Origin of the sequence: Marinobacter similis (genome assembly GCF_000830985.1) — a bacterium.
Classification (GTDB): Bacteria; Pseudomonadota; Gammaproteobacteria; order Pseudomonadales; family Oleiphilaceae; genus Marinobacter; species Marinobacter similis.
Map to the genome: position 1 here is coordinate 3,712,530 of NZ_CP007151.1, position 24,626 is coordinate 3,737,155.

The following is a 24,626-nucleotide window of genomic DNA, read 5'->3' on the forward strand; positions in this document are numbered from 1 at the left end:
TTATTGCGCTGGCGCCTGCGCCGCGATTTGACGCGGCGTCAGAATGGAGGCCATCTGCCGGTCCAGCTCCAGCATGTCCGCCATGATGTGTCCGCCTTCGCGGATGACAAAGTCCAGCTCGTCGTCAGTATTGTCCAACTCGGCGGCTTGCTGATCCTGCCAATCCTCAAGGTCTTCCAGGCTCGCAAAAGGCTCCTCTCCACGAAGTTGGCGACGGGCATTGGCGATGTTCAGCCTGGTCCGCTCGATCTGGTCGTGTTGGTTCTTGCGGGTGTCGAAGTTCAGGCTTACGGAATCCAGATTGCGCTGCTCTTTCAGGAAGTTGATTTCCTGTTGCAGCAGACTGAATTCAGGGCTGTCTGAGAATCGTGCCTCGTGACGGTCTCTCAGTTCATCGATAATACCGCTGAAATCAAAGTAACGATTGTGGGGAACCGACTCGATCTGGTCCCAGGGCAGGGCATGGTCAAGGGCGTTTTCACCGATACGGTCGTTGTCGATCCGGGACGGAATTTCGATGTCCGGAATCACTCCTTTGTGCTGCGTAGAGCCTCCGGACACCCGGTAGAACTTGGATTGGGTAATCTTCAGCTGGCCATGGTTCAAAGGCCGAACTGCCTGTACCGTGCCCTTGCCAAAGGTTTGCGAACCCACCACCAGGCCGCGGCCATAATCCTGGATGGCGCCAGCAAAGATCTCAGACGCAGACGCGCTCATCCGGTTGGTCAGCACCACCAGCGGGCCGTCGTAGGAAACCGACGGGTCCTCGTCGTTGAGTATCTGAACGTCGTTGTTGGCGTTGCGGATCTGAACCGTCGGTCCCTTGTCGATGAACAGGCCAACCAGATCGTTGGCTTCGTGCAGGGCGCCACCGCCGTTGTTGCGCAGATCAATGACCAGGCCATCAACACCGTCTTCCTGTTCCAGTTCGGTGATCAGGTTGCGCACGTCCCGGGTGGTGCTTTTGTAGTTCGGGTCACCGGCCTGCATCGCCTGGAAGTCGGCGTAGAAGGTAGGAATGGTGATCACGCCCACGGTGTAGTCTTCGCCGCCGCGTTCCAGCTGAATAACGTCCTTGCTGGCGCTTTGCTCCTCCAGCTTGACCTCGTCGCGCTTGATGGCGATGGTCTTGGTGATGGTTTCATCGCTGGCGTTGGCCGGAATCACCTCCAGGCTAACTACGGAATTCCGTGGTCCGCGGATAAGATCGACAACCTCATCGAGGCGCCAGCCTATGACGTTGACCGGTTTTTCGTCGTCCTGGGCTACCGAGACGATGCGGTCGGCGGGCTGCAGCTGACCCTGCTTGGAGGCCGGGCCTCCCGGAACCAGGCGCACCACCTTGGTGTATTCGTTGTCAGACTGGAGCACCGCGCCAATACCTTCCAGCGACAGGCTCATGTTGATGTTGAAGTTTTCGGAGGTGCGCGGCGAGAAGTAGGAGGTGTGCGGATCCCACATGCCGGTAAAGGCATTCATGTAGGCCTGGAAGGCGTCTTCGCTACGCGCCTGGTAGGCCCGCTTGAGTTGGCCTTCGTACCGGCGACGCAGGTTCTCTTCGATGGTTTCGTCGTCGGTGCCGTTCAGGCGCTGCGCCAGCACTGCATTCTTGATGCGCTTGACCCAGAGTGCGTCCAGTGCCTTGGTGTCGGCCTCCCACTCGGCCTCGGCGCGATCCAGCAGAATACTTTCATTGACACTGAAATCCAGCTCAGTGACTCCGTCGTTGATCAGGTCCAGGGCGAACTGGAGCCGCTCGATGACCCGCTGCTGAACCAGGTTGTAGATATCGAACCCGGGCTGGAGCTGGCCGGTTTTCAGGCTGCGCCCAGCTGGCTCTTAACTCGATTGATCTTGTCCAGGTCCTGTTGAGTTAGATAAATCCGCTGGCCATCCAGGTATTCCAGGTAGGCGTCAAACACATCGCCGGACAGCTCGTCGCTGATGCCCAGATTCCGGAAATGGGTGAACTGCAGCTGGCGGGCAATGAGGATGTTGGCTCTGGCCTGATCGATGGTCGGCGCAACGGGCTCATAAGTCAGCGACTCATCGACCTTCGCCTGCAGCCCCCAGGGCACCGCGACCAGCAGAGCCATGGTCAGGGCCTTGCAGAGTCTGGTTCGGGTGGGTTTGGCTGGGGTGTGCTTGGCGACAAATCTTTCCGCGATGGTCATAAATGCTTACCTGACGGTGCTGGGCGCCGGTCCCAATTACAGAACCGTTCAAACCCGTTGGCGAATCAATTTATTGTAGGCAAGCGCTATCACCGTTGCCATAGGCATGTGGTTTCGGTTCGTGACAATCTGTCCATGAAATTGTCATGTATGACGTCGGACAGTCGGTGTTAAAGAGAGGGGCGGGGCCCCTCTCACAGGATGGTCAGGCGAACGGGGTGTTGGCCTCGGCCTGGTCGAGCAGCAGTTTCGGCGGTGCAAATCGCTCGCCGTGCTGCTGCGCCAATTCCCGGGCCCGCTCGGTGAACGCGCGCACGCCATACTGGTTGATGAATTGGATAGCGCCACCGGTCCAGGCGCATAGCCGATTCCGAAGATGCTGCCCACATTGGCGTCTTCGATGGTGCGCAGTACCCCCTCCTCCAGGCAACGAACGGTTTCGATGGCCTGAATGAACAGAATCCGATCCTTAAGATCCTGCAATGCCACCGAGCGGGCCTTGCCAGCATCGACAAATTGGGTTTCCAGCTCTGGCCACAGGTATTTCTTGCCGTTGGCCGGGTACTCGTAGAATCCGGCGCCAGCAGCTTTGCCCTTGCGAGCGTGCTGATCCAGCATCTGATCGATTACGGCCTCGGCCGGGTGCGGGCGCCACGTATTGCCAGCCGCCTCGGTGTCCTTCTTGCTCTGGTCGCGGATGTGGCGCATCAGGGTCAGGCTGACTTCGTCGGAAATAGCCAGAGGGCCAACCGGCATGCCACTCAAAACGCCGGCGTTCTCGATGCTGGCGGGGTGAATGCCCTCGCCGAGCATGCAGATGCCTTCGTTTACAAAGGTGCCAAACACCCGGGAGGTAAAGAAGCCGCGGCTGTCATTCACCACAATGGGGATCTTGCCGATTTGCTGCACGTAATCGAACGCCCGGGCCAGGGTGTCATCGGAGGTGTTCTTGCCCACGATAATTTCCACCAGCTGCATTTTGTCCACGGGTGAGAAGAAGTGCAGGCCAATGAAATTTTCTGGCGCGTTGGAGGCTTCGGCCAACTGGGTAATGGGAATGGTTGAGGTGTTAGAGGCGAAGATGCCATTGGGCTTCAGTTTGGGCTCCGCTTCCTGGGTGACCTTGGCTTTCAGGTCGCTGTCTTCGAACACCGCCTCGATGACCAGATCGCAGCCGTCCAAATCGTCAGCATTGTCGGTGGCCTTGATGCGGCCAAGAATCTCCGCCTTCTGCTCTTCCGTCATCCGGCCCCGGCTGACTTTCTTGGCCAGCAGCTTGTCCGAATAGCTTTTACCTTTCTCGGCGTTTTCGACCGAAACGTCTTTCAGCACTACTTCAATGCCTCGGGTAGCGGTGGAGTACGCAATGCCCGCGCCCATCATGCCGGCGCCAAGCACACCGACCTTCCGAAAGCTTTCCTTCTCAATGCCTTCGGGACGGCTACCGCCGGCCTTAATGGCATTGAGCTGAAACCAGAAGGTGCCGGTCATGTTCTTGGCGACCTGGCCAATAACCAGCTCGGCAAAGTATCGGGTTTCGATCAGGCAGCCGTTATCAAAATCGACCTGAGCGCCTTCAACGGCTGCCGACAGAATGCGTTCCGGCGCCGGATAGCAGCCTTTGGTTTTCTGCTTCAGCATGGCCGGCGCGATCGCCAGTTTTTGCGCCATGGCAGGATGCTGTGGTGCACCGCCAGTCAGCTTGAAGCCTTTCTGATCCCAGGGCTGCTGACAGCTGGGGTTGGCTTCGATGAATGCCCGGGCCCGGGTGATCAGATCCTCTGGTGTGTCGACCAGTTCATCCACAATGCCGGCCTTCAAGGCTGCGGCCGGATTCACTTTCTTGCCTTCCATCAGGTAGGGGAACGCCGCCTCAAGACCGATCATCCGGGGCAGACGCTGGGTGCCGCCGCCACCGGGCAGCAGGCCGAGGGTGACCTCGGGCAGGCCCAGTTGCAGTTTGTCGTCGTTCAACGCCACGCGATGATGACAGGCGAGGGCGATTTCCAGCCCGCCGCCGAGGGCGCTGCCGTTGATGGCGGCAACCACGGGTTTGCCGCAGGTTTCAAGCGCACGCATGTCGGCTTTCAGGCCGTTCACCATGGTTTCGAATGCCTGCGCATCGTCGCGGGTGACCTTGTGCAGCTCTTTCAGGTCGCCACCGGCAAAGAAGGTTTTCTTGGCCGAGGTGATGATGATGCCGCGCAGGTCGTCCAGGTCGCGTTTCACGCGGGCGACGGTCTCGGTCAGTGCCTCGCGGAACGCGCCATTCATGGTGTTGGCCGATTGGCCCGGCATATCGATAGTGAGGGTCAGAATCTGGTCTGAACCCAGGTCGTAACGGATAGCACTCATAATCAGTTCTCCTGTCGGAAATGGGTCGGGTTCAGACGCGTTCAATGATGGTGGCAATGCCCATGCCGCCGCCCACACACAGGGTGGCGAGGCCAAAGCGCAAGTCCCGGCGTTCCAGTTCGTCCAGGAGCGTACCCAGGATCATGGCCCCGGTGGCACCCAGCGGGTGACCCATGGCAATGGCGCCGCCGTTTACATTTACCTTTTCATCCGGAACCGACAGCTCCCGCTGGAACCGCATCACCACCGAGGCGAAGGCCTCGTTCACTTCGAACAGATCAATCTGGTCGACAGTCATGCCGGCCTTCTCAAGGGCCTTGCGCGCAGCCGGTGCCGGGCCTGTCAGCATGATGGTGGGATCGGTGCTGGTGACGGCGGTGGCAACAAAACGGGCCCGGGCTGTCAGGCCCATGGCTTTGCCCTTGGCCTCACTACCAATCAACAGGGCGGTGGCACCATCGACAATACCTGAGGAGTTACCGGCGTGGTGCACGTGGTTGATCTTCTCGACGTAGTGGTATTTTTCCCGGGCCACGCCATCAAAGCCCATTTCGCCCATCATCTGGAACGAAGGTTTCAGGCCTGCCAGGGAATCGACGGACGTGTCGGCGCGAACCTGCTCGTCCCGGTCGAGAATGGTGACGCCGTTCTGGTCGGTTACCGGCACGATGGATTTGGCGAAATAGCCGTTAGCCCAGGCATTGGCGGCTTTCTGCTGGGACTTCACGGCAAAGCCGTCCACGTCTTCCCGGCTGAATCCTTCCAGGGTGGCAATCAGGTCCGCGCCGATGCCTGGGGCATGAAACCGGTATGCAGGTTGGTTTCGGGGTCGGAAGCCCAAGCGCCGCCGTCAGAGCCCATGGGTACTCGGGACATGGCTTCGACACCACCGGCAACCACCAGGTCCTCCCAGCCCGAACGAACCTTCATCGCCGCCAGGTTGACGGCTTCCAGGCCAGAGGCACAGAACCGGTTCAGGGTCACACCGGCTACTTTCTCATCCCAGTCCGCGGCCAGGGCCGCGGTTTTGGCAATATCCGCGCCCTGGTCGCCAACGGCGGTGACACAGCCCATGACAATGTCGTCAACCTGTGCGGTATCCAGCTGGTTTCTCTGCTGGAGTGCGTTCAACACGGTGGTGAGCAAGGTGATCGGCTTGACGCTGTGCAGCGAGCCATCTTTTTTACCCTTTCCTCGCGGCGTGCGGACTGCGTCGAAAATATACGCCTCGGTGGTCATGGTCTGTCCTCTGATCGTTGTTGTTACGGATAGAAATGCTGATGGCGTAACCATAGCGGTTTGAGGGGAGTGGGGGTAATGACGGGGGCTGCCAATCGAATTGGCGAAATTGCTCAGCCAATATGACAACGCCACTGGGGGCTTCTATGGTTAATGATAGGTGTATGAAACCACGAGAGGCGCAGTGACATGTCCCTTCGAGATGCCATCGATAACTTTTACGAACGGCTGGTGTTGGACGCGATTGACGCCACTCGGCAGGAGGCGGATACCACCGACTATCTGACCGATGTGATGTGTGTGGCGTTAAATCGTCTGCCGAACCGGTATTACCGACATTCCATCGATATGATGTTCTATCTGGCCGATGAGGAACTCAAGAGTATGAAAGAAAAATCCCTGGCAGAGGTCATGGCCGCCAGGGATTTCGTTCGGGAGCATCAGCGTGAGTGAATCGCCTGTTCAGTCCGAAGCCACGGCTGCCAGGGCGTTATTCAGTCGTTTCGCCAGGGCCTGATCCGGTGCCTGCCCCGAAGACTTGAGGCACCAGTTAGCGACCAGTTTCTCCAGTTCCACCATCTGATCGGTATTCTGTTCTGAAGACCCCATGCCTTCTGCCAGGCGCTGCACCTGAATTTCCATGCGGCGTTGCCGGTCCGAGGCGGGCGAATCGACGCCGCCGAGGATTTCGGCTCGAATCACCAGTTCGCCGTGATCACACGCCTGCTGTTCTGCTGCCAGATTCGGCCAGTGCTTGGGTACCTGCTCCGGCTCTGGCTGCCCGTTGGTTCGGGCCAGCACCAGTGATTGCCAGGTGCTGATATCCTGCAGCATTTGCTGATCGGCCACGGCCTTTTTTAATCGCCGCTTCTCTTCCTGAACCCGTTCCTTTACGTCGGATGACAGTGCCGGTATTTGCAGGTTGTTCAGCGTGCTCAGGGCTTCGGTCAGCGCGCTGACATCCTGTCCACGTTGAATGCCCTGGGTTTCCTGCAGAGCTGCCACAGCGGCGTCATCGGCCGCCTGGCTGGCCTGTTGTTGCTCGCTACGCTGGGCATCGCGCCGGGCGAAAATCTGGTCGCAGGCTTTACGGAAGGCCTGCCAGAGTTTGCGATCTTCACGGTGCCGGGTAATGCCAATGGCTTTCCAGTCAGACTGCAGGTTTTTCGCCTGGTTCATGGCATCTTGCAGGGGCTCGTGATCGATCAGGGCAACGGCCTTGTCGACGATTGCTTGCTTCAGCGCTTCGTTTTTCTGACGTTCCTCATCAAGCGGAGCTTCCAGCTTTTTAAGCAGGGTGTCGAAGTGCTTCTGCACCTGTCGGTTTTCCCGAAACTCCACAGGCCAGGCGGCTTTCCATTCCTGACGTGCCGTCAGGTGGATCTTCTCGGCGGCTTTCCAGTCGATGTTGGACCAGTCAGCATTGGCGAGAAAAGATTCCAGCTCCGCGCAGATCGCCCGGCGTGTGTCCAGGTTGGCGCGTTTGAGTCCGGATTTCGCGGAAAAGTATTCCTTGCACGGCTCGTAAGCCTTGTCCGAGGCGGCCTTGAAGCGTGACCAGAGTTCCCGGTCTGAAGAACCACCGAGATTGCGCCATTCGTTCTGGAGTTCCTTGATGCGCTCTGCCTTGGCTTCCGGTTCTATGGGCTGCTCGGCCAGGTGTTCCATCTGTTCGCACAGGGCAATCTGTTTCGGTTCGGTGGCAAAGCCGAGCCAGTCGCTGAGCTCCCGGAGCTGGCCGGTCAACAGCTGCATTCGGGCCTGGAACGGCTTGGCGTGGCGATGATCCAGGGATTTGAACTGCTGTTGCGCGGTTTTGAACAGCTGCCGCGATTCTTTCAGTTGCTTGGCTTCCAGGGCCTCTTCCAGATTGGCAATGGTGGTGTCCATGTCCGCAGCGATGGTTTTCTGCTTTTCCAGATCTTCCGCCTTGGCCGGTGCCGCCTGTTTGCGCTGGCCGGCCAGCTTGTGAGCCGGAACCAGCAGGGAGGGCATCGGGAAGCCCTCGGGCCAGTTAATTTCCTGGCTAAGAGCCTTGGCCTGGGCGCGCTGCTCATCGGAGACGGTTTCAGAAGCGGCTGCATCGGCCAGCTCTGTTAGGACTTCCCTGGCCTGACCAATCTGGCGAATGGCGCTGACGTAGTTGCGCAGGGCCAGCATGGTGGCCTCGTAGGTTTTCTGCTGCTGCTTGTCCACCTGTGTGTCGCGAGTGGCTTCCAACCAGCGGTTCTCCTGCGTTTTTTGCAGGGCATCCAGAGACGCCAGGGAGGGCAGCGTGTCCGGGGACTGGCCGCGCAAGTCTTCGAGGGTGCTGGACAGCAGGCTAAGAGTCTCTTCCCGTTGCCGCGTCTGTTCCAGATGGCGTGCCTCTTCTTCGCGGGCTGACTGAATGGCCTGTAGCCGTTCCTTGCAGCGGAAGCTGGCTTCGAGGAACGCTTGCGCCTGTTCTTCGGTCGCGTGTGCTTCCAGTTCGGCCCATTTCTGGTTCAGGGTTTCCAGGCGTGCCTCGTAGAGCTTGGTGTCCTCGCTCCGGGCCTGCTCGTTGGCGTTCTTGATCAGGGATGTGATGGAATCTGAAATCGCCTCAAGCCGGGCCTGCTCCTCTCGAAGGTTCTGCAGCGCTTGCCGGACCGCCTGGTAGATGCTTTTATCCCGGCCTTTTGCTTCTTCTGAACCTCTTGCAGGCAGTCGCCGTCGGTCAAACGGGTTGCTGCATTCAGGCGCACTTCGGCGGTGACACCGCTGATGGCCAGTTCGGCAAGTTCCTTCTGAGTCGGTGAACCCTCAAGGGCTTTCAGCTGGGATTCCCGGAGGTTGGCCCGTGCCTCGTCCTTTTCGGCTTTTTCCGCTTGCTCGGCCTTCTCAATGTCCGGCGTCTTAGGCTGGTTCTGCGGTTTGGTGCTTGCGCCCGGCGACTTGCGGGATTTAAACAGTTTCTGGAGGAATGCGGCCATGAGGGTATCCTTTAGGATTGAAACCAGTTCACGGTGTCGGGCAAAGTAAGCCGCCACCGGCCATCGGCTGCCAAATCTGGAAGCCGGGTACGGCCTGCCGGTGTGCTCCGGCAGGAATGAATTGGGTGGCTAGTCTAGCGTTTTGAAGACGCGCGCGGGAAGGGTTTAAATGGCAAAACCGGAAAATCAGGACGATCAGGAATACAAGGCCCGCGCGTCGGCATTGAGGCTGCTGGCCAGGCGCGAGCACAGCCGGCTTGAGCTGTCATTGAAACTGCGCCAGCGCAAGATCGAATCGGCCATTATTGAGACGGTACTGGACGAGTACGAGGCCGAGGGCTGGCTGGACGACGACCGATTTGCGGATGTGTACGCCCGGCAGCGGATGGACATCGGTTACGGACCGCTGCGCATTCTGGGGGAGCTTCAGCAGCGGGGTGTGCACCGAACGCCGGAGTGCCTCGATGAAATGACCGAAGAGGACTGGTGCCGAAGCGCTGTGTTGCTCAGGGAAAAGCGGTTCGGCCTGGACGACCTGCAAAATGACTGGGACGAGAAGGTGCGTCAGGCCCGATTTCTGAATCGTCGCGGGTTTTCCGGGAGTCAGGTTGAGCGCGCTCTGGAAGCAAGGGCTCCCGAGCAGTGAGCGTCGACGGCTGCTAAAGCGTGGGTGGGATCATGCCCAGTTCCGGCGGCAGACTGGCTCTCATGTCTGGCTGGCTTTGTGGGTCTGAAGCGGTCTCCGGGCTCCGGGGTTCCAGGTTCACCACCTCAGCGGGTGGGTTAGCATCAGGCTGCGCCCGCTCGGTAATCCGGGCCAGGACGTCGTAATAGCGGCGGATATTCTGCACATAGAGCACCGGCTCGTGGCCACGAGCGAAGCCAAACCGCGTCTTGGTGTACCACTCCTTCTGAGCCAGCAGCGGCAGGAACTCTTTCACGTCCATCCACCGATCAGGATTCTTGCCGGCGCCTTCAGTCAGGCGGCGGGCATCTTCAAGATGACCAAAACCGACATTGTAGGAGGCCAGTGCGAACCAGGTGCGGTCCGGTTCCGGTATCCGCTTCGGGATCTTCCGATGCACCATCCGGAAATACTTAGCGCCACCCTGAATGCTTTCCTCGGCATCCATCCGGTTATTGATACCGATGTAGCTGGCGGTATTCCGGGTCAGCATCATCAGCCACGCACACCCGTTGGCGAAACTGCATTGGGGCGCCAGTGGGATTCCTGGTAGCCAATGGCGGCGAGTAAGCGCCAGTCCATCCCGAAATCGCTGGCGTAGTCCTGAAACAGCTCCTCGTACTTGGGCAGACGGTTGTCGACGTGATGCATGAAGGTTCGTGCGCCGACATAGTTGAGCTGATCGAGGTGGCCGTAGAAGCGCTCAGCGAGTTGGTCCAGGGTGCCGTCAGCCTTCAACTTGTCCAGGAACTCGCTGGCGGCGTTCACCAGTGTGTTGTCCTGGTCGGTGGGGAAGAGCCAGGCCAGTTCTTCCGGCTCTCCCAGATAGAAGGCTTTCTTCACATGGGGATAGAAGACGTGGTTCAGTTCCAGTTCGTTGGATGACACCACGGCATAGGCAAACTCACCGCTTTCCACCCGCGCCAGCACGCCGGCGGCATCAATACTGGGATGAACCTGCCAGTCGAAACCTTGATTCTTATCGGCGATCAGGTGCTCATGATTGCTTTCGGCAACCAGGTGGAGGGTTTGGCCGGTCAGGTCTTCAAGGGATTTCGGGCGCATCTGGTCCCGGTGATAAACCACCACCGATTGCGCGGTGATTCCAGTGGGCAGCACCCGGTATTGTCCGGCAATGCCAGGCTGCCCCGACAAACCGGCAAGGCCAATGTGGGCGTAATTCCTGGACAGTACGGACAGAATTTCGGTGTTATCTTCGGCCACGCGCACTCGCAGCTCGACGCCGAGTTCATCGGCAAACCGTTTTGCCAGTTCGTAATCATAGCCGGTCGCACCGTCTCGCCCTTCGTAAAAAATCGAGGGGGCTTCACGGGTAATCACATGCAGAACGTCCTCGGCGAGAACTTCCTGCAGTGTACTGGGGCGCGAGCAGCCAACTAAGGCCACAGCTGCACTGATCAACAGGATCACCTGAACCGGTGCGGCTGCGACAGCAGTCAAGAATCTGAGCAATTCCCTGGACTCCCTTACAGCTGAATCGTCGGGATACGTCAGTATGTGAGTATTGGACGCATCCGGTGTCACACTCGGTGTAGCTTCCGTTGCCACACCTTCATGATCGTTGCTGCCGATGGGTGGGTCAACAAAGTTGATCAGTTTATATGCAAAACAATGTCAATTGTACCAGGGGAATTCCCTACCGCGGCGCTGTATCCCGACCTCGCTTTCGAGTATCATGTCGGCCTTTCAAAATTGCACCCAGCCATCCCCCGTTTCGCGCGATACAGGTTGATATCATGCTTGAACTTCGCGGCGCTCCCGCGCTTTCGCCATTCCGCTCAGGTAAATTACACGCTCGTATCCAGGATGCTGTTCCTGAAGTAGAGCATGTATACGCCGAGTTCATGCACTTCGTGGATCTGGAGGACAGCCTGTCAGCGTCTGAACAGGCAATCCTCGACCGACTGCTGACTTACGGTCCCAGTGTTCCCGTTGAGGAGCCTGACGGTGTCCTGTTCCTGGTTGTTCCCAGGCCGGGCACCCTGTCGCCCTGGTCCAGTAAGGCAACCGACATCGCCCGTAACTGTGGCCTGCGCCAGATTCACCGTATTGAGCGTGGTACAGCCTTTTATGTTCGCGCCAGCAAAAAGCTGGGGCTGGCTCAGCGCGAGAAGATTGCGGCACTGCTGCACGATCGCATGACCCAGAAAGTATTTCATGAGATGGGCGGCGCCGAACTGCTGTTCAGCCATGAAGAGCCGCGCCCGCTTGGCCGGGTGCCGGTTCTGGCGGGTGGCCGCACGGCCCTGGTCGAGGCCAATAGCCGCCTGGGCCTGGCGCTGGCCGAAGACGAGATTGATTACCTGGCGAAATCGTTCACTGATCTGCAGCGGGACCCAACCGATGTTGAGCTGATGATGTTTGCCCAGGCTAACTCGGAACATTGCCGGCACAAGATTTTCAATGCCTCCTGGGATATCGACGGTGAGGGTCAGGAAAAATCGCTGTTTGCGATGATCCGCAACACCTTCGAAATGAACAGCGAAGGGGTGCTGTCTGCCTACAAGGACAACGCGTCGGTTATCCGTGGCAGCCGTGGTGGTCGCTTCTTCCCGGATCCGGAGACCGGCGTCTACGGCTACAACCAGGAAGACATCCACATCCTGATGAAGGTGGAAACCCATAACCACCCGACTGCGATCGCGCCGGCCGCAGGCTCAGCCACTGGCTCCGGTGGTGAGATCCGTGATGAGGGAGCCACCGGGCGTGGCTCCAAGCCTAAGGCGGGGCTGAGCGGATTCACGGTGTCCAACCTGAACCTGCCGGGCGATTCCCAACCGTGGGAAATTGGCTACGGCAAGCCAGAGCGCATTGCTTCTGCGTTGGACATTATGATTGAAGGGCCCATTGGAGGCGCTTCCTTCAACAACGAGTTTGGTCGTCCGAACCTGGCCGGCTATTTCCGTACCTTTGAGGAAAAAGTGCCGGGTGCGGCGGGCGACGAAGTGCGCGGTTACCACAAGCCGATCATGATTGCCGGTGGTCTGGGTAATATTCGTGAAGATCACGTGGAGAAGGGCAATATCCCGGTTGGCGCCAAGCTGATCGTGCTCGGTGGTCCTTCCATGCTGATTGGTCTGGGCGGCGGTGCAGCCTCGTCCATGGATTCTGGTTCAAGTAACGAGAATCTCGATTTTGCATCGGTTCAGCGCGACAACCCGGAAATGGAGCGTCGCTGCCAGGAAGTGATCGATCGGTGCTGGCAGATGGGTGATCACAACCCGATCTGCTTTATTCATGACGTTGGCGCAGGCGGCCTGTCCAACGCGATGCCCGAGCTGGTGAAAGACGGCGGCCGGGGCGGCAAGTTCGAGCTGCGGGATATCCCCAGTGATGAGCCTGGCATGTCACCGCTGGAGATCTGGTGTAACGAATCCCAGGAACGCTATGTAATGGCGGTTGCGCCGGAGAATCTGGACCGGTTCGACTCGCTTTGCCGTCGTGAACGTTGCCCGTACGCAGTGATCGGTGAGGCCACCGAGAGCCATCACCTCGAACTGGGCGATTCCTATTTCGATGACAAGCCGGTCGATCTGCCGATGGATGTGCTGTTTGGTAAGCCACCACGCATGCACCGCAGTGTCAGCCGCGCTTCCTTTACTAAGCCGATCTTTGATTCCACCAAGATTGACCTGAACGATGCCATCCGCCGGGTTCTGCGGTTGCCGTCGGTGGGCTCCAAGAACTTCCTGATCACTATCGGCGACCGGACCATCACAGGCCTGGTCGCCCGCGATCAGATGGTTGGCCCGTGGCAGGTACCGGTCAGCGATGTGGCGGTTACTTCCAGTTCCTTCGACGTCCGTGCCGGTGAAGCCATGGCCATGGGCGAGCGCACTCCGGTTGCGGTTATCGATGCGCCGGCCTCCGGCCGTATGGCGGTTGGTGAGGTGATTACCAACATGGCGGCTGCCCCGATCAGTAAGCTTTCCGACATTCGCCTGTCCGCCAACTGGATGGCCGCTGCCGGTCATCCCGGCGAGGACGAAAACCTCTACGAAACCGTGCGGGCTGTCGGTATGGAGCTGTGCCCCGAGTTGGGTATCACTATCCCGGTGGGCAAGGACTCCATGTCCATGAAGACCATGTGGGAGGAAGAGGACAGCGGTGAGCAGAAGAGTGTTACTGCGCCGCTTTCCCTGGTGGTTAGTGGCTTTGCGCCCGTCACCGATGTGGCCAAGACCCTGACACCGCAGCTGATCACCAATGCCGGTGACACTGATCTGATCCTGGTCGATCTGGCTGCCGGCCAGAACCGGCTCGGTGGTTCAGCGCTGGCCCAGGTGTATCGTCAGGTAGGCGCGGTGGCCCCGGATCTTGATGATCCGGAAGACATCAAGGCGTTCTTTGCGGTTATTCAGGGGCTGATCAGCGATGCCAAATTGCTGGCCTACCACGATCGTTCTGACGGTGGTCTGTTTGTCACCCTGGCGGAGATGAGCTTCGCTGGTCGCACCGGCGTTGACGTCAAGCTCGATGGGCTGGCGGAAGATGCTTCGCAATTCGCTCGCGAACTCTTCAACGAAGAGCTGGGTGCGGTCATTCAGGTTCGCCGTGACGATACTGACTTTGTCTTGCAGCAGTTCTCTGGCGCCGGCCTTGGCGACCACACTAGTGTTATCGGTACCCTGAACGACGACGATCAGCTGCGACTGAGCTTTGAGGGTGAGTCCGTAGTGGACGAGCCGCGAGTTAAACTGCAGCGCCTGTGGTCTGAAACCAGTTACCGTATTCAGTCCCTGCGTGACAATGCCGATTGCGCCCAGGAAGAATTCGACAACCTGTTGGATGCCGAAGATCCGGGCTTGAGTGCCGAGCTCACGTACGACATTAACGAGGACATCACCGCGCCTTACATCAATACAGGCGCGCGTCCGAAGGTTGCAGTGCTTAGAGAGCAGGGCGTTAACGGCCAGACAGAGATGGCCGCTGCGTTCGACCGGGCCGGTTTCGAATCAGTAGACGTTCATATGAGCGACCTGCTGTCCGGACGGGTCACGCTGGAAGGCTTCAACAGTTTGGTGGCGTGCGGTGGATTCTCCTACGGCGACGTGCTTGGTGCCGGTGAGGGCTGGGCCAAGTCCATCCTGTTCAGTGACCGGGTGCGGGATCAGTTTGCCGGTTTCTTCAATCGCCAGGACACGCTCGCACTGGGTGTCTGCAACGGCTGTCAGATGCTGTCCAATCTGCACGAACTTATCCCGGGCAGCGAAGGTTGGCCGCGGTTCGTACGCAACCAGTCAGAGCAGTTCGAGGCTCGCCTGGTGATGGCAGAAGTCATGCAGTCGCCGTCGGCGTTCCTTGATGGCATGGCGGGCTCACGCATGCCCATAGCCGTCGCTCACGGCGAAGGCCGGATCGAGTTCAACGGCGCGGGCAATGCTGCCAGTCTCACCGAAAACGAACTGGTAGCCCTGCGTTACGTCGACAACCGTGGCCAGGCAACGGAGCGCTATCCGTTCAACCCGAACGGCTCTGAAGGCGGAATTACAGGCCTGACCACCCGCGATGGCCGGGTGACCATCATGATGCCTCACCCGGAGCGGGTATTCCGGGCTGTGCAGCACTCCTGGCGTCCTGAGGGCTGGGAAGAGGACGGTCCCTGGGTTCGCATGTTCAGGAATGCGAGGCACTGGTTCGCCTAATACTGCGGACTGAACAAAACCGGCCCTGGAGGTGTCTGACGAAGACATTTTCCACGGCCGGTTTTTTTGTGTCATGGATTCCCGTAATTGACGCAAATATCAAGGCCCAAAACCCGGGATTTTGGCAAAATAGCCCTTGACTCATTTGTTTTATGCACACTGGCGGTGCCCGGTTGTGCGTTCTGTGAACAAAGAATGAGAAACAGGTTCAATTTTTGTGCGTAGAATATAAGGTGTTGATAAATAAAGATAAAAGTAATCGGGTGATTTTGTCGCCAATTTGACAGAAGTGCAGTAATTCCGGGGTTTTGGGGCGTGTTCCCAAAAACTTTCCCCAGAGTTATCCACAGATTCTGTGGGTAAGTCTCTAAGCCATTAATCTGTACAAAAAATGTCCGAGTATTCAGGGAGAATTCGATGTATAAATTGTGCTATTTCGTGCCCGAGACTCATTTGGAGCAGACCAAGAATGCACTGTTCAATTCCGGTGCAGGCCGGATCGGTGATTACGACAGCTGCGCCTGGCAATCTTTGGGGCAGGGTCAGTTTCGACCGCTGGCAGGCAGCGATCCTTTCCTTGGCAATCAGGGTGAGCTGGAGGTAGTAGCGGAGTACAAGGTAGAGCTGGTGTGTGAAGACGCTCTGGTCGGTGAGGCGCTGAAGGCGCTGAAGCAGGCCCATCCCTATGAAGAGCCTGCCTACGAGGTGTATCGAATCGAGGCGCTGTAATCAGTCCCGGCGGGCTGATGGGGACATCGGGTGTCGGATGTCCTGCACGTGGACGCCATAGGACTCTTTCCTGAAGTCCTCAAGAAACAGTTCCAGGGTTTTGCGGACCGTTGGGAATGAGAGTTCGTTCCACGGAATGTCATCAAGGGCGAACAGCTGGGTTTCCAGCGATTCCTCGCCCGCACCGAATTCGCCGTTTTTCAGGGTGGCGCGGTAGAACATGTGGACCTGGTTGATATGAGGCACATCGATGATCGAGTACAGACCCTCGATGTCGACCTCGGCCAGGGCCTCTTCCCGTGTTTCCCGTTCAGCGGCCTCTATGGTTGTCTCGGCGTTTTCCATGAAGCTGCTGGTAGTCCAGTAGCCGTACCGGGGTTCGATGGCACGGCGGCACAGCAAGATCTTGCCCTGCCAGATGGGAACCGTGCCGGCGACAATGCGAGGGTTCTGGTAATGTATGGTCTCGCAGCTTACGCAAACATAGCGGTGGCGGTTGTCGCCCTCGGGGATGCGTTGTTCAACCAGATGGCCGCATGTGCTGCAGTACTTCATGTGTTTCCCCGTATACTGGAAATTGGTTTGGTAGTCAGTTTAACGATCGTGGCTGCCTCTGTCTCATGCAACCTGCGATGTACTCCTGGAGCAACAATTTGCGCGATTTACTTGCCGAACGTCTGGCGGGCTATGCACCCAGGCAGCTGGCACTGGATTATCCGGAAGCCGGCGTCCTCGTACCTATTACAGACGATCATCGTAACCCGGAAATGATCTTTACGTTGAGGTCCTCGAATCTGAACACTCATCGGGGCCAGGTTGCCTATCCCGGCGGCAAGCGGGATCCGGGGGATCCATCGCTGGCAGCCACCGCGCTTCGGGAAACTCACGAAGAAATCGGCTTGCCTCCGGAGCAGGTGCAGATCATAGCCCCCTTGAGCCAAGTGATGTCCCGATACGGCATTCTGGTCACACCTTATGTCGGCGTAATACCCGTGGACCACCCCATGGCACCCAATCCACATGAGATTGAGAGCGTATTTCGTGTTCCTTTGTCGTTTTTACTTGAAGATCGGCGTGAGCGTACGGACGCGCTGAACTTCCTTAATCACACATTTTACGTGCCTTGTTATCGTTGGGATCGTTATCAGATATGGGGGTTGTCGGCGGTGGTTCTGGTTGATTTTATGAACGCTGTGTACGATGCCGGTATCGATTTGCTGGAACCGCCCAGTGAAGGCTAAGGAGGCTGACATGTTTTACGAGCTGGATACGCGTATTCCCGAACTGAGTGGTGAAGGTCAGTTTGTTGCGGATAACGCATCAGTTATAGGAAGTGTGCGCTTGATGGAAAAATCGAGTGTCTGGTTCAACGTGGTTATCCGTGGTGACAACGAGCTGATCACGATTGGCCCGGAAAGTAATGTTCAGGATGGCTCGGTGCTGCATACCGATCCGGGTATTCCGCTGACTCTGGGGCGGGGCGTTACCGTTGGCCACAAGGTCATGCTGCATGGCTGCGATATCGGCGATTACAGCCTGATTGGCATTAACGCGGTAGTGCTCAACGGCGCAAAGATTGGCAAGCACTGTCTGATCGGAGCCAATACCTTGATTCCTGAAGGCATGGAGATTCCTGATGGATCGATGGTGGTTGGCTCGCCCGGCAAGATCAAACGAGAGTTGAATGACAATCAGAAAAAGATGCTGGAGATGAGTGCGGAACACTATGTGCAGAACGGCGCTCGTTACCTGGCCAAGCTGAAACCTTGTGAGCCGTCCCGATGAGTGTGGCCGATAAAGTGCGCTCACCCTGTGTTCAGGTGTGCGCCCTCGATGAAAACGATATGTGCATTGGTTGTCAGCGTACCGGTGATGAAATCCTTCGCTGGACACAAATGACCAACGAAGAGCGCAGGGAAGTGCTGCGCCAAGTAGCTGTGCGCGAAGAAAACGTGGCGCTGTGACCCAGGCCGCAAAAACTCCCTTTAACTGAAGAACAGGTTCAGGCATGACAGAAACAACCAGCACGGTTCGAATCGGCACTCCCTATAAAGAAGGCGCATTCAAGGTTCTGTTCTGCGGCGCAGGCGAGTTGGGTAAAGAGGTGGTGATTGAGCTCCAGCGTTATGGTGTGGAAGTGATTGCCGTTGACCGCTATGCCAATGCGCCCGCCATGCAGGTGGCACACCGTAGTCACGTCATTGATATGCTGGATGCCGCCAGTCTGCGTCGGGTGATTGAACAGGAGCAGCCCCAGCTTATTGTTCCTGAGATCGAAGCCATCGCGACGCCAGAGTTGGTGAAGTTGGAGGATGAGGGTTATCGGGTAATCCCAACCGCTCGTGCGGTCAATTTGACCATGAACCGCGAGGGTATCCGCAGGCTTGCCGCTGAGGAGCTTGGGTTGCCTACCTCACCTTACCGGTTTGCCGGCACCCGGGATGAATATCTCGCTGCTATTAAGGAAGTAGGCCTTCCTCTTGTGGTCAAACCGGTAATGAGTTCGTCCGGTAAGGGCCAGAGCACAGTAAAGAGTGAAGATAGTGTGGATGCTGCCTGGGATTATGCCCAGTCCGGTGGGCGTGCCGGCAAGGGGCGGGTGATTGTCGAAGGCTTTGTCGATTTCGATTACGAGATCACCCTGCTGACAGTGAAGCATCGCGATGGCGTTTCTTTCTGTGATCCGATCGGGCATCGCCAGGAAGATGGTGATTACCGGGAGTCCTGGCAGCCCCAGCCAATGTCGCCGTTGGCGCTGGACCGTTCGATGGAGATCGCCCGTGCTGTTGTCGACAATCTCGGTGGCTACGGGCTGTATGGTGTAGAGCTGTTTGTTAAAGGCGACGAGGTCTGGTTCTCGGAAGTCTCACCGCGTCCCCACGACACCGGTCTTGTTACTCTGGTTTCCCAGGAACTGTCCGAGTTTGCCCTTCATGCAAGAGCGATCCTTGGTTTGCCGATTCCGGCGATCAGGCAGAATGGCCCGTCGGCCTCTGCGGTTATCCTGCCCGAGGGCGAGTCTGACAACGTTCGTTTCTCCGGTCTGGAAAATGCCTTGACTCAGGCAGACACCCAATTGCGCCTGTTTGCTAAGCCGGAATTGAAGGGGCGTCGGCGCATGGGTGTGGCTCTGGCTCGTGGGGAAACCGTAGAACAGGCGCGAGATCGAGCGCGTGCGGCAGTGGCGGCCGTCAAGGTGGAACTCTAGTGAGGCGGGGCTGTCTATAGTGGTCTATGATAGAGAGCTCTGTAAGAGGGTAGTTTGAGGCGGTCAGAAACGGTTTTTGAAAAAAGTTAAAACCAACCGTTGACACCTCAGAGCAGGTCTGTAGAATGCGCATCTCTTCTGAGGGACAAGCCACTGACACAGCGGCTACCGAGGAAGGCAACCGTTTGAAACTTGCTGAGGGGCTGGTGTTTCTCGGGCTGGTTGGGCTCATTGACCCGCCACGGAGCGAGGCCATCAAAGCTGTGGCCGAGTGTCAGAGTGCCGGTATTCGGGTCAAGATGATTACCGGTGACCACGCCGACACGGCCCGGGCTATTGCCGACGAGGTTGGACTGGAAAACCCGGAGCGGGTGCTGACCGGGGCTGATCTGGACCAGCTCACGGATCAGCAGCTGGCCTCCGCGGCAATTGATACCGATGTCTTCGCCCGCACCAGCCCGGAGCACAAGCTACGCCTGGTGATTGCCTTACAGGCCCAGCAAGAAACCGTGGCGATGACCGGTGATGGCGTCAATGATGCGCCGGCCCTGAAGCGGGCAGACATTGGCGTTGCCATGGGTTGCAAGGGCAGTGAAGCAGCCAAGGAAGCTTCCGAGCTGGTGCTGGCGGATGACAACTTTGCCTCTATTGTGGTTGCCGTGCGGGAAGGGCGAACCATCCACGACAATATTCGCAAGGTCATCAGTTGGACCCTGCCGACGAACGCCGGTGAGGCTTCGGTGATTGTCTGGGCACTGCTGGCGGGTCTGACTCTGCCCATCACCCCGATCCAGATTCTCTGGGTGAACATGGTTACGGCAGTCACTCTGGGCATTGCCCTGGCATTTGAGGCAAGTGAAGCCGATATCATGCAGCGACCGCCGCGCGAGCGCTCCGAGCCTCTACTGAGTCGAAGTCTGGTTTGGCACATTGTGCTGGTGGCCGTCCTGTTTCTGATGGGTGTTTTCGGCATCTTCCGTTTTGCCATCAACCAGGGACACTCGGTCGAGATAGCCCAGACCATGGCGATGAATACGCTGGTGGCAATGCAGGCTTTTTATCTGTTGTTTATTCGCAACAAGGATACGGTCGCGCTCACTTGGGGAAAACTGATGGCGACCCGGCTGGTGTGGCTCGCCATTGCCGCAGTGCTGGTCGGTCAGCTTGGCCTCACCTATCTGCCCCTGCTTCAGCGGGTTTTCGCCACCGCCCCGGTGCCGGGCCCGGAGATGTTGTTCAGCCTGTTGATAGGCGCAGCGCTGTTCGTCGTGATCGAGCTGGAAAAGCAGCTCCGATTGCGGTTGACCAAGGGGCGTGAGTGATTGCTGGCAGGGGTAATCTTAATGATGCTTTAGCTTCGTATAGCATCTCTCTATCAAACAGTTTGGGGCAATCAATTTGAGCGTGCGCCGGGCAAGCCTTATTGTTGCCCCACGTTGATTTTTAACCCGTATTGAATTCAGTGACTTGGTGTCACGCTGACCTAGAGAGGAACGAATACATGTTGGATGCCGGTATCAAGGAGCAACTGAAAGCCTATATGGACAAGCTGCAGCAGCCGATCGAGCTGGTTGCGGCCTACGACGATAGCGACAAGTCTCAGGAACTGAAGCAGTTGCTGGAAGAACTCGAGCCCATGTCAGACAAGATCAGTCTGCGGACCGAAGACGCCACCGACGTGCGTCGGCCGTCATTTGCGATTAACCGCATCGGCTCCGACATTGGTGTGCGCTTTGCCGGTATTCCTATGGGGCACGAGTTCACTTCGCTGGTATTGGCATTGCTCCAGGTAGGCGGCCATCCCTCCAAAGCGGCTCAGGAAGTGATCGAGCAGGTGCAGGAGCTGGACGGCTCATTCGAGTTCGAAACCTACTTCTCGCTGTCGTGCCAGAACTGCCCGGACGTGGTGCAGGCTCTGAACCTGATGAGTGTGTTGAACCCGAACATCAAACACACCGCTATCGACGGCGCACTGTTCCAGGACGAAGTGGAGCAGCGGGAAGTCATGGCCGTGCCCAGCGTTTACCTGAACGGCGAATCCTGGGGTCAGGGTCGCATGACCCTGGAAGAGATCGTGGCCCGTCTGGACACTAAGTCCGACGAGAAAGAAGCCGAGAAGATCAACCAGAAGGACACCTTTGAAGTGTTGGTGGTTGGCGGTGGCCCTGCTGGTGCCTCGGCGGCGATCTATGCCTCCCGGAAGGGTATCTCCACCGGTATCGCTGCGGAGCGCTTTGGCGGCCAGGTAGCGGATACCATGGGTATCGAAAACCTGATCTCGGTGCCCTACACCGAAGGCCCCAAACTGGTCGGTGCCATGGAGCAGCACGTCAAGGAATATGATGTCGACATCATGAACATGCAGCGCGCCGAGAAGCTGATTCCGGCCGCCAAACCGGGTATGCCCCACGAAATCCGTCTGGCCAATGGCGGCTCCCTGAAGGCCCGCACGCTGGTACTGTCTACCGGTGCCCGCTGGCGCCAGATTGGTGTTCCGGGTGAGGAAGAGTACCGGAACAAGGGTGTGGCCTACTGCCCGCACTGCGATGGCCCGCTGTTCAAGGGCAAGCGTGTCTCAGTGATCGGTGGCGGTAACTCCGGTGTTGAGGCGGCCATCGATCTGGCGGGTATCGTTGGGCATGTGACCCTGATTGAGTTTGGCGCCGAGATGCGCGCCGATGAGGTGTTGCAGAAGAAGCTGCGCAGCTTGAAGAACGTGGAAATCATCACCTCGGGTCAGACCACCGAGATCACTGGTGAAAATGGCAAGGTGAGCGGTCTTAACTATAAGGACCGAAATACTGGTGAAGAGCACCACGTGGCCCTGGAAGGGGTGTTCATCCAGATCGGTCTGGTGCCGAACACCGAGTGGTTGAAGGGCGACATTGAGCTCAGCCAGCACGGTGAAATCGTGGTCAACGATCGCAATGAGACCTCCATCCGGGTGTCTTCGCGGCCGGCGACGCTACCACTGTGCCGTACAAGCAGATCGTCATCTCCATGGGCGAAGGCTCGAAAGCAGCACTCAGCGCCTTCGACTTTCTGATCCGGAATTCGGTGGAAGACGACGAGGAACAGGCGGCCTGAATCGGGTGAACATCACCTGACAAGCCTGATGAGAGAGCAAAAGGCACCGGAGCGATCCGGTGCCTTTTTTTATGGGTTGCTATCGCCGATTATTGCTCGATATCGGCCTGCAGGCTGCCCTGGTTGATGTTCGCGCTGGCCCCTTCTCCGAACAGGTGCGGATAGGCTTGCTTGATGCCGGCAACGATAAAGGCGTGGGGCACGTCGTCGAACACGCCGTGGTCGTTGACGTACTCCATGTAGGCCTGACCGGCGTCGGTGTATTCCTGGAAGACCGAATCATGAACGCCATCGAACTCCAGTGGCGCCACCTTCATCAATTCGCACAGCTGCCGGTTAAACGCCGGTGTTGCTTTTATCCAGCGGCCATTCAGATACAGCTCAATAAAGCCGTGCATGCGGAAAATATCCGACTGCAGCCACTCGATCAGCTTCGGGCTGGACAGGTGATTGCGGACGTCGGCCAACCCCAGCCGGCTGGGAATGCCCAGTGAACGGGCCGCCGCGCCTAGCAGAACCGCTTTCGGAATACAGTAGGACTCGCCGCTGAAAAGGGCGTGGCTGGCACTGAAGGTGTTCGGATCAGTCCGGAATACGTACGGGTTGTAGCTGACCTGGTCCCGAACTGCGAGGTAGAGCGCTTGATCTGTTCCACCGGATCATCGGGCACGCCTTGCAACTGCTCGGCTATCCAGCTCTTGAGCTCCGGGTTTTCGTAGTCAAAGAACTCGGTGGGTTGTAGATACTGGTCCATGGGCGGGCATCCATCCGGGGGTTAGGGCATCAGGCCCTCATCTTCGCCAATTAGCTTGCTACAAGCAATGACGAAATCCACCACAGTGATTGCCGGATTAGCTCAGGTCGCAGTTGGGTTACGGGAGGTTCTCAGGAGGCGCCCCGGTTCAGTTCGTAGGCGCAGATGTTCACCGAGGTGGCCAGGTTCAGCGATTCAATCGCCCCCTGTCCGGCAATGGTGTAGGGCACGGCACCGAGCTCTTCCAGTGCGCTCCGGGGCACACCCCGGGCCTCGTTGCCGAACAGGAAACAGTCGTGTTGGGGGAACTCGGCTGAGGTTAGGGCGGCGCCATTCAGGTCGAGGCAGGCAATGCGCTGGTAGCGGCCTGCGAGCTGCTCCAGGCTTACCTCGGTTTCCAGCGGAATATGAAACAGTGCGCCCATGCTGGCGCGCACCACCTTGGGATTATACGGATCGACACTGCCGGGGCTGAGCAGGCAGCGAAAGCCGCCGAACCAGGCCAGGGTGCGCAAAATAGTCCCGAGATTGCCAGGATCCTGAACCTCGTGCAGGTACACCGCCCGCTCGCCGGCATTGGATGGTACCGCTGCGCCCTGGTTTGCTTCTGGCATGGCAACCACCGCGAGAATGCCCTGGGGCGTGCGGGTGTCGGCCAATTGAGCCATCTGGCGGTCGCTGACCAGGTGCGTGGTGAACGGGCTCTGCCAGTGTTCGTAAGCCGCGGTCACGTAAAGCTCCGCGCTCACCAGCGCCGGCTGCTGGGCGACGGCTTTCTGCAGTTCCAGCACCAGATGTTCGCCCTCGACCAGGTAATGCCTGAATTCCTGGCGGTACTTTTTCTGGTGCAGTTTTCGAATGTCGTTCAGTTTCACAATGGTCGCCCGTGGCTGCGCCCGAGCCGCGCAGGCGGTCGAGGTGGGAGCTGGAATGAGCCGATTGTACGTGCGCCGGCGGCGGATGTCAGGATTTTGCCGGGACGGTGCCCGGCACGTACAATAACAGACCGTTTCCCCCGCTATTGATGAGTCCTATGGCCCGATCCAAAAGCAGTAACCGCTGGCTTGAAGAGCATGTGAACGACCCCTTCGTGAAACAGGCGCAGGTGGACGGCTATCGCTCCCGGGCCAGTTACAAGCTCCTGGAGATCAACAAGAAGGACCGTTTGATCCACCCCAACATGGTGGTCATGGACCTGGGTTCGGCACCGGGTGGCTGGTCGCAGGTGGCGGCCAATCTCGTGGGCCACAAGGCCGGGTCATTGCCTCGGACATCCTGGAGATGGACGCCATTGCCGGGGTCGAGTTTATTCAGGGTGACTTCACCGAAAATGATGTGTTCGATGCCATCATGACTACTCTGGGCGACGCCCCGGTGGATGTGGTGATATCCGATATGGCCCCGAACATCAGTGGCGTGACGGTGGCCGACCAGGCGTCTTCCATGTATCTGGTGGAACTGGCACTGGACATGGCCTGCCAGGTGCTCAAACCGAAAGGCAACTTCCTGGCCAAGGTGTTTCAGGGTGAAGGCTATGACGAGTACCTGAAATCGGTACGGGCGGTGTTCGACAAGGTGGTGGTGCGCAAGCCGGATTCATCCCGGGCCCGCTCCCGAGAGGTCTATATCCTGGGCAAGGGCTTCAAGGGCTGAGCCGGCCCCGGCTGATAAAGCAGGCATAAAAAACGGGCCTAAAAAAAGGGCACCTGAAAACCAGAGCCCCAAAAAGGAAGACATTGCACGTGTCGCTCGTGTGCTGGAGGGCGGATGCGGCT

The 24,626-nt window shown here is 58.2% G+C and carries 13 protein-coding genes and 7 pseudogenes; 11 read left to right on the forward strand and 9 right to left on the reverse strand.

Annotated elements, in window-relative coordinates; genetic code table 11:
- From AU14_RS17190 to AU14_RS17200, 3 pseudogenes are all read right to left on the reverse strand, one after another.
- A pseudogene (locus AU14_RS17190) lies at nt 1–2,174 on the reverse strand (carboxy terminal-processing peptidase).
- A gap of 205 nt (nt 2,175–2,379) precedes the next feature.
- A pseudogene (locus AU14_RS17195) lies at nt 2,380–4,529 on the reverse strand (3-hydroxyacyl-CoA dehydrogenase NAD-binding domain-containing protein).
- Between the two features lie 31 nt (nt 4,530–4,560).
- Nucleotides 4,561–5,768: pseudogene (locus AU14_RS17200) on the reverse strand (acetyl-CoA C-acetyltransferase).
- A gap of 189 nt (nt 5,769–5,957) precedes the next feature.
- Here AU14_RS17200 and AU14_RS17205 point away from each other — a divergent pair.
- Nucleotides 5,958–6,221 carry a late competence development ComFB family protein gene (locus AU14_RS17205; protein ID WP_041342940.1) on the forward strand — a complete coding sequence of 88 codons (264 nt, stop codon included), beginning with the start codon at nt 5,958–5,960 and terminating at the stop codon, nt 6,219–6,221.
- 9 nt (nt 6,222–6,230) lie between these two features.
- Here the strand turns inward: AU14_RS17205 and AU14_RS17210 are convergent, their stop codons facing one another.
- Nucleotides 6,231–8,066 (reverse strand): DUF349 domain-containing protein, encoded by a 1,836-nt coding sequence (locus AU14_RS17210; protein WP_330217918.1) that lies wholly within the window; start codon nt 8,064–8,066, stop codon nt 6,231–6,233.
- Between the two features lie 257 nt (nt 8,067–8,323).
- A complete protein-coding gene (locus AU14_RS23530; RefSeq protein ID WP_330217919.1) occupies nt 8,324–8,722 on the reverse strand; it encodes a hypothetical protein in 399 nt (132 codons plus the stop codon).
- A 169-nt stretch (nt 8,723–8,891) separates the two neighbouring features.
- Here AU14_RS23530 and AU14_RS17215 point away from each other — a divergent pair, with 169 nt between their 5' ends.
- Nucleotides 8,892–9,368, forward strand: a complete 477-nt coding sequence (locus AU14_RS17215) for a regulatory protein RecX (RefSeq protein ID WP_041342943.1) — start codon at nt 8,892–8,894, stop codon at nt 9,366–9,368.
- A 13-nt stretch (nt 9,369–9,381) separates the two neighbouring features.
- On the opposite strand, the pseudogene mltF reads toward AU14_RS17215, so the two are convergent.
- Nucleotides 9,382–10,838: pseudogene (gene mltF / locus AU14_RS23995) on the reverse strand (membrane-bound lytic murein transglycosylase MltF).
- Nucleotides 10,839–11,164: 326 nt separating this feature from the next.
- On the opposite strand from mltF, the gene purL reads away from it, so the two are divergent.
- Entirely contained in the window at nt 11,165–15,073 is a 3,909-nt protein-coding gene (gene purL, locus AU14_RS17225; RefSeq protein WP_041342946.1) for a phosphoribosylformylglycinamidine synthase, read from the forward strand.
- A 417-nt stretch (nt 15,074–15,490) separates the two neighbouring features.
- Nucleotides 15,491–15,802 carry a Nif3-like dinuclear metal center hexameric protein gene (locus tag AU14_RS17230; RefSeq protein ID WP_041342949.1) on the forward strand — a complete coding sequence of 104 codons (312 nt, stop codon included), beginning with the start codon at nt 15,491–15,493 and terminating at the stop codon, nt 15,800–15,802.
- Here AU14_RS17230 and AU14_RS17235 read toward each other — a convergent pair whose 3' ends face one another.
- Nucleotides 15,803–16,357 (reverse strand): NUDIX hydrolase, encoded by a 555-nt coding sequence (locus AU14_RS17235; RefSeq protein ID WP_041342952.1) that lies wholly within the window; start codon nt 16,355–16,357, stop codon nt 15,803–15,805.
- A gap of 98 nt (nt 16,358–16,455) precedes the next feature.
- On the opposite strand from AU14_RS17235, the gene AU14_RS17240 reads away from it, so the two are divergent.
- From AU14_RS17240 to ahpF, 6 genes and pseudogenes are all read left to right on the forward strand, one after another.
- Nucleotides 16,456–17,043, forward strand: a complete 588-nt coding sequence (locus AU14_RS17240) for an NUDIX hydrolase (protein WP_041344086.1) — start codon at nt 16,456–16,458, stop codon at nt 17,041–17,043.
- Between the two features lie 10 nt (nt 17,044–17,053).
- Nucleotides 17,054–17,587, forward strand: coding sequence for a gamma carbonic anhydrase family protein (locus tag AU14_RS17245; RefSeq protein WP_041344087.1), 534 nt, complete (start codon nt 17,054–17,056; stop codon nt 17,585–17,587).
- Nucleotides 17,584–17,766: a DUF1289 domain-containing protein gene (locus tag AU14_RS17250; protein ID WP_041342955.1), complete on the forward strand. Its 183-nt coding sequence runs from the start codon at nt 17,584–17,586 to the stop codon at nt 17,764–17,766. Before AU14_RS17245 ends, AU14_RS17250 begins: the two co-directional genes overlap by 4 nt.
- A 44-nt stretch (nt 17,767–17,810) precedes the next feature.
- The gene (purT, locus tag AU14_RS17255; protein ID WP_041342958.1) at nt 17,811–19,010 is read left to right on the forward strand and encodes a formate-dependent phosphoribosylglycinamide formyltransferase; all 1,200 of its coding nucleotides are present in this window, start codon (nt 17,811–17,813) and stop codon (nt 19,008–19,010) included.
- 125 nt (nt 19,011–19,135) lie between these two features.
- Nucleotides 19,136–20,332 (forward strand): HAD-IC family P-type ATPase, encoded by a 1,197-nt coding sequence (locus tag AU14_RS17260; RefSeq protein ID WP_094191253.1) that lies wholly within the window; start codon nt 19,136–19,138, stop codon nt 20,330–20,332.
- A 179-nt stretch (nt 20,333–20,511) separates the two neighbouring features.
- A pseudogene (gene ahpF / locus AU14_RS17265) lies at nt 20,512–22,097 on the forward strand (alkyl hydroperoxide reductase subunit F).
- An 89-nt stretch (nt 22,098–22,186) separates the two neighbouring features.
- On the opposite strand, the pseudogene AU14_RS17270 reads toward ahpF, so the two are convergent.
- Nucleotides 22,187–22,851, reverse strand: a pseudogene (locus AU14_RS17270) (transglutaminase-like domain-containing protein).
- A gap of 131 nt (nt 22,852–22,982) precedes the next feature.
- Nucleotides 22,983–23,726 (reverse strand): TrmH family RNA methyltransferase, encoded by a 744-nt coding sequence (locus AU14_RS17275; protein WP_041342961.1) that lies wholly within the window; start codon nt 23,724–23,726, stop codon nt 22,983–22,985.
- Nucleotides 23,727–23,884: 158 nt separating this feature from the next.
- On the opposite strand from AU14_RS17275, the pseudogene rlmE reads away from it, so the two are divergent.
- Nucleotides 23,885–24,504: pseudogene (gene rlmE / locus AU14_RS17280) on the forward strand (23S rRNA (uridine(2552)-2'-O)-methyltransferase RlmE).
- Nucleotides 24,505–24,626 lie beyond the last annotated feature (122 nt).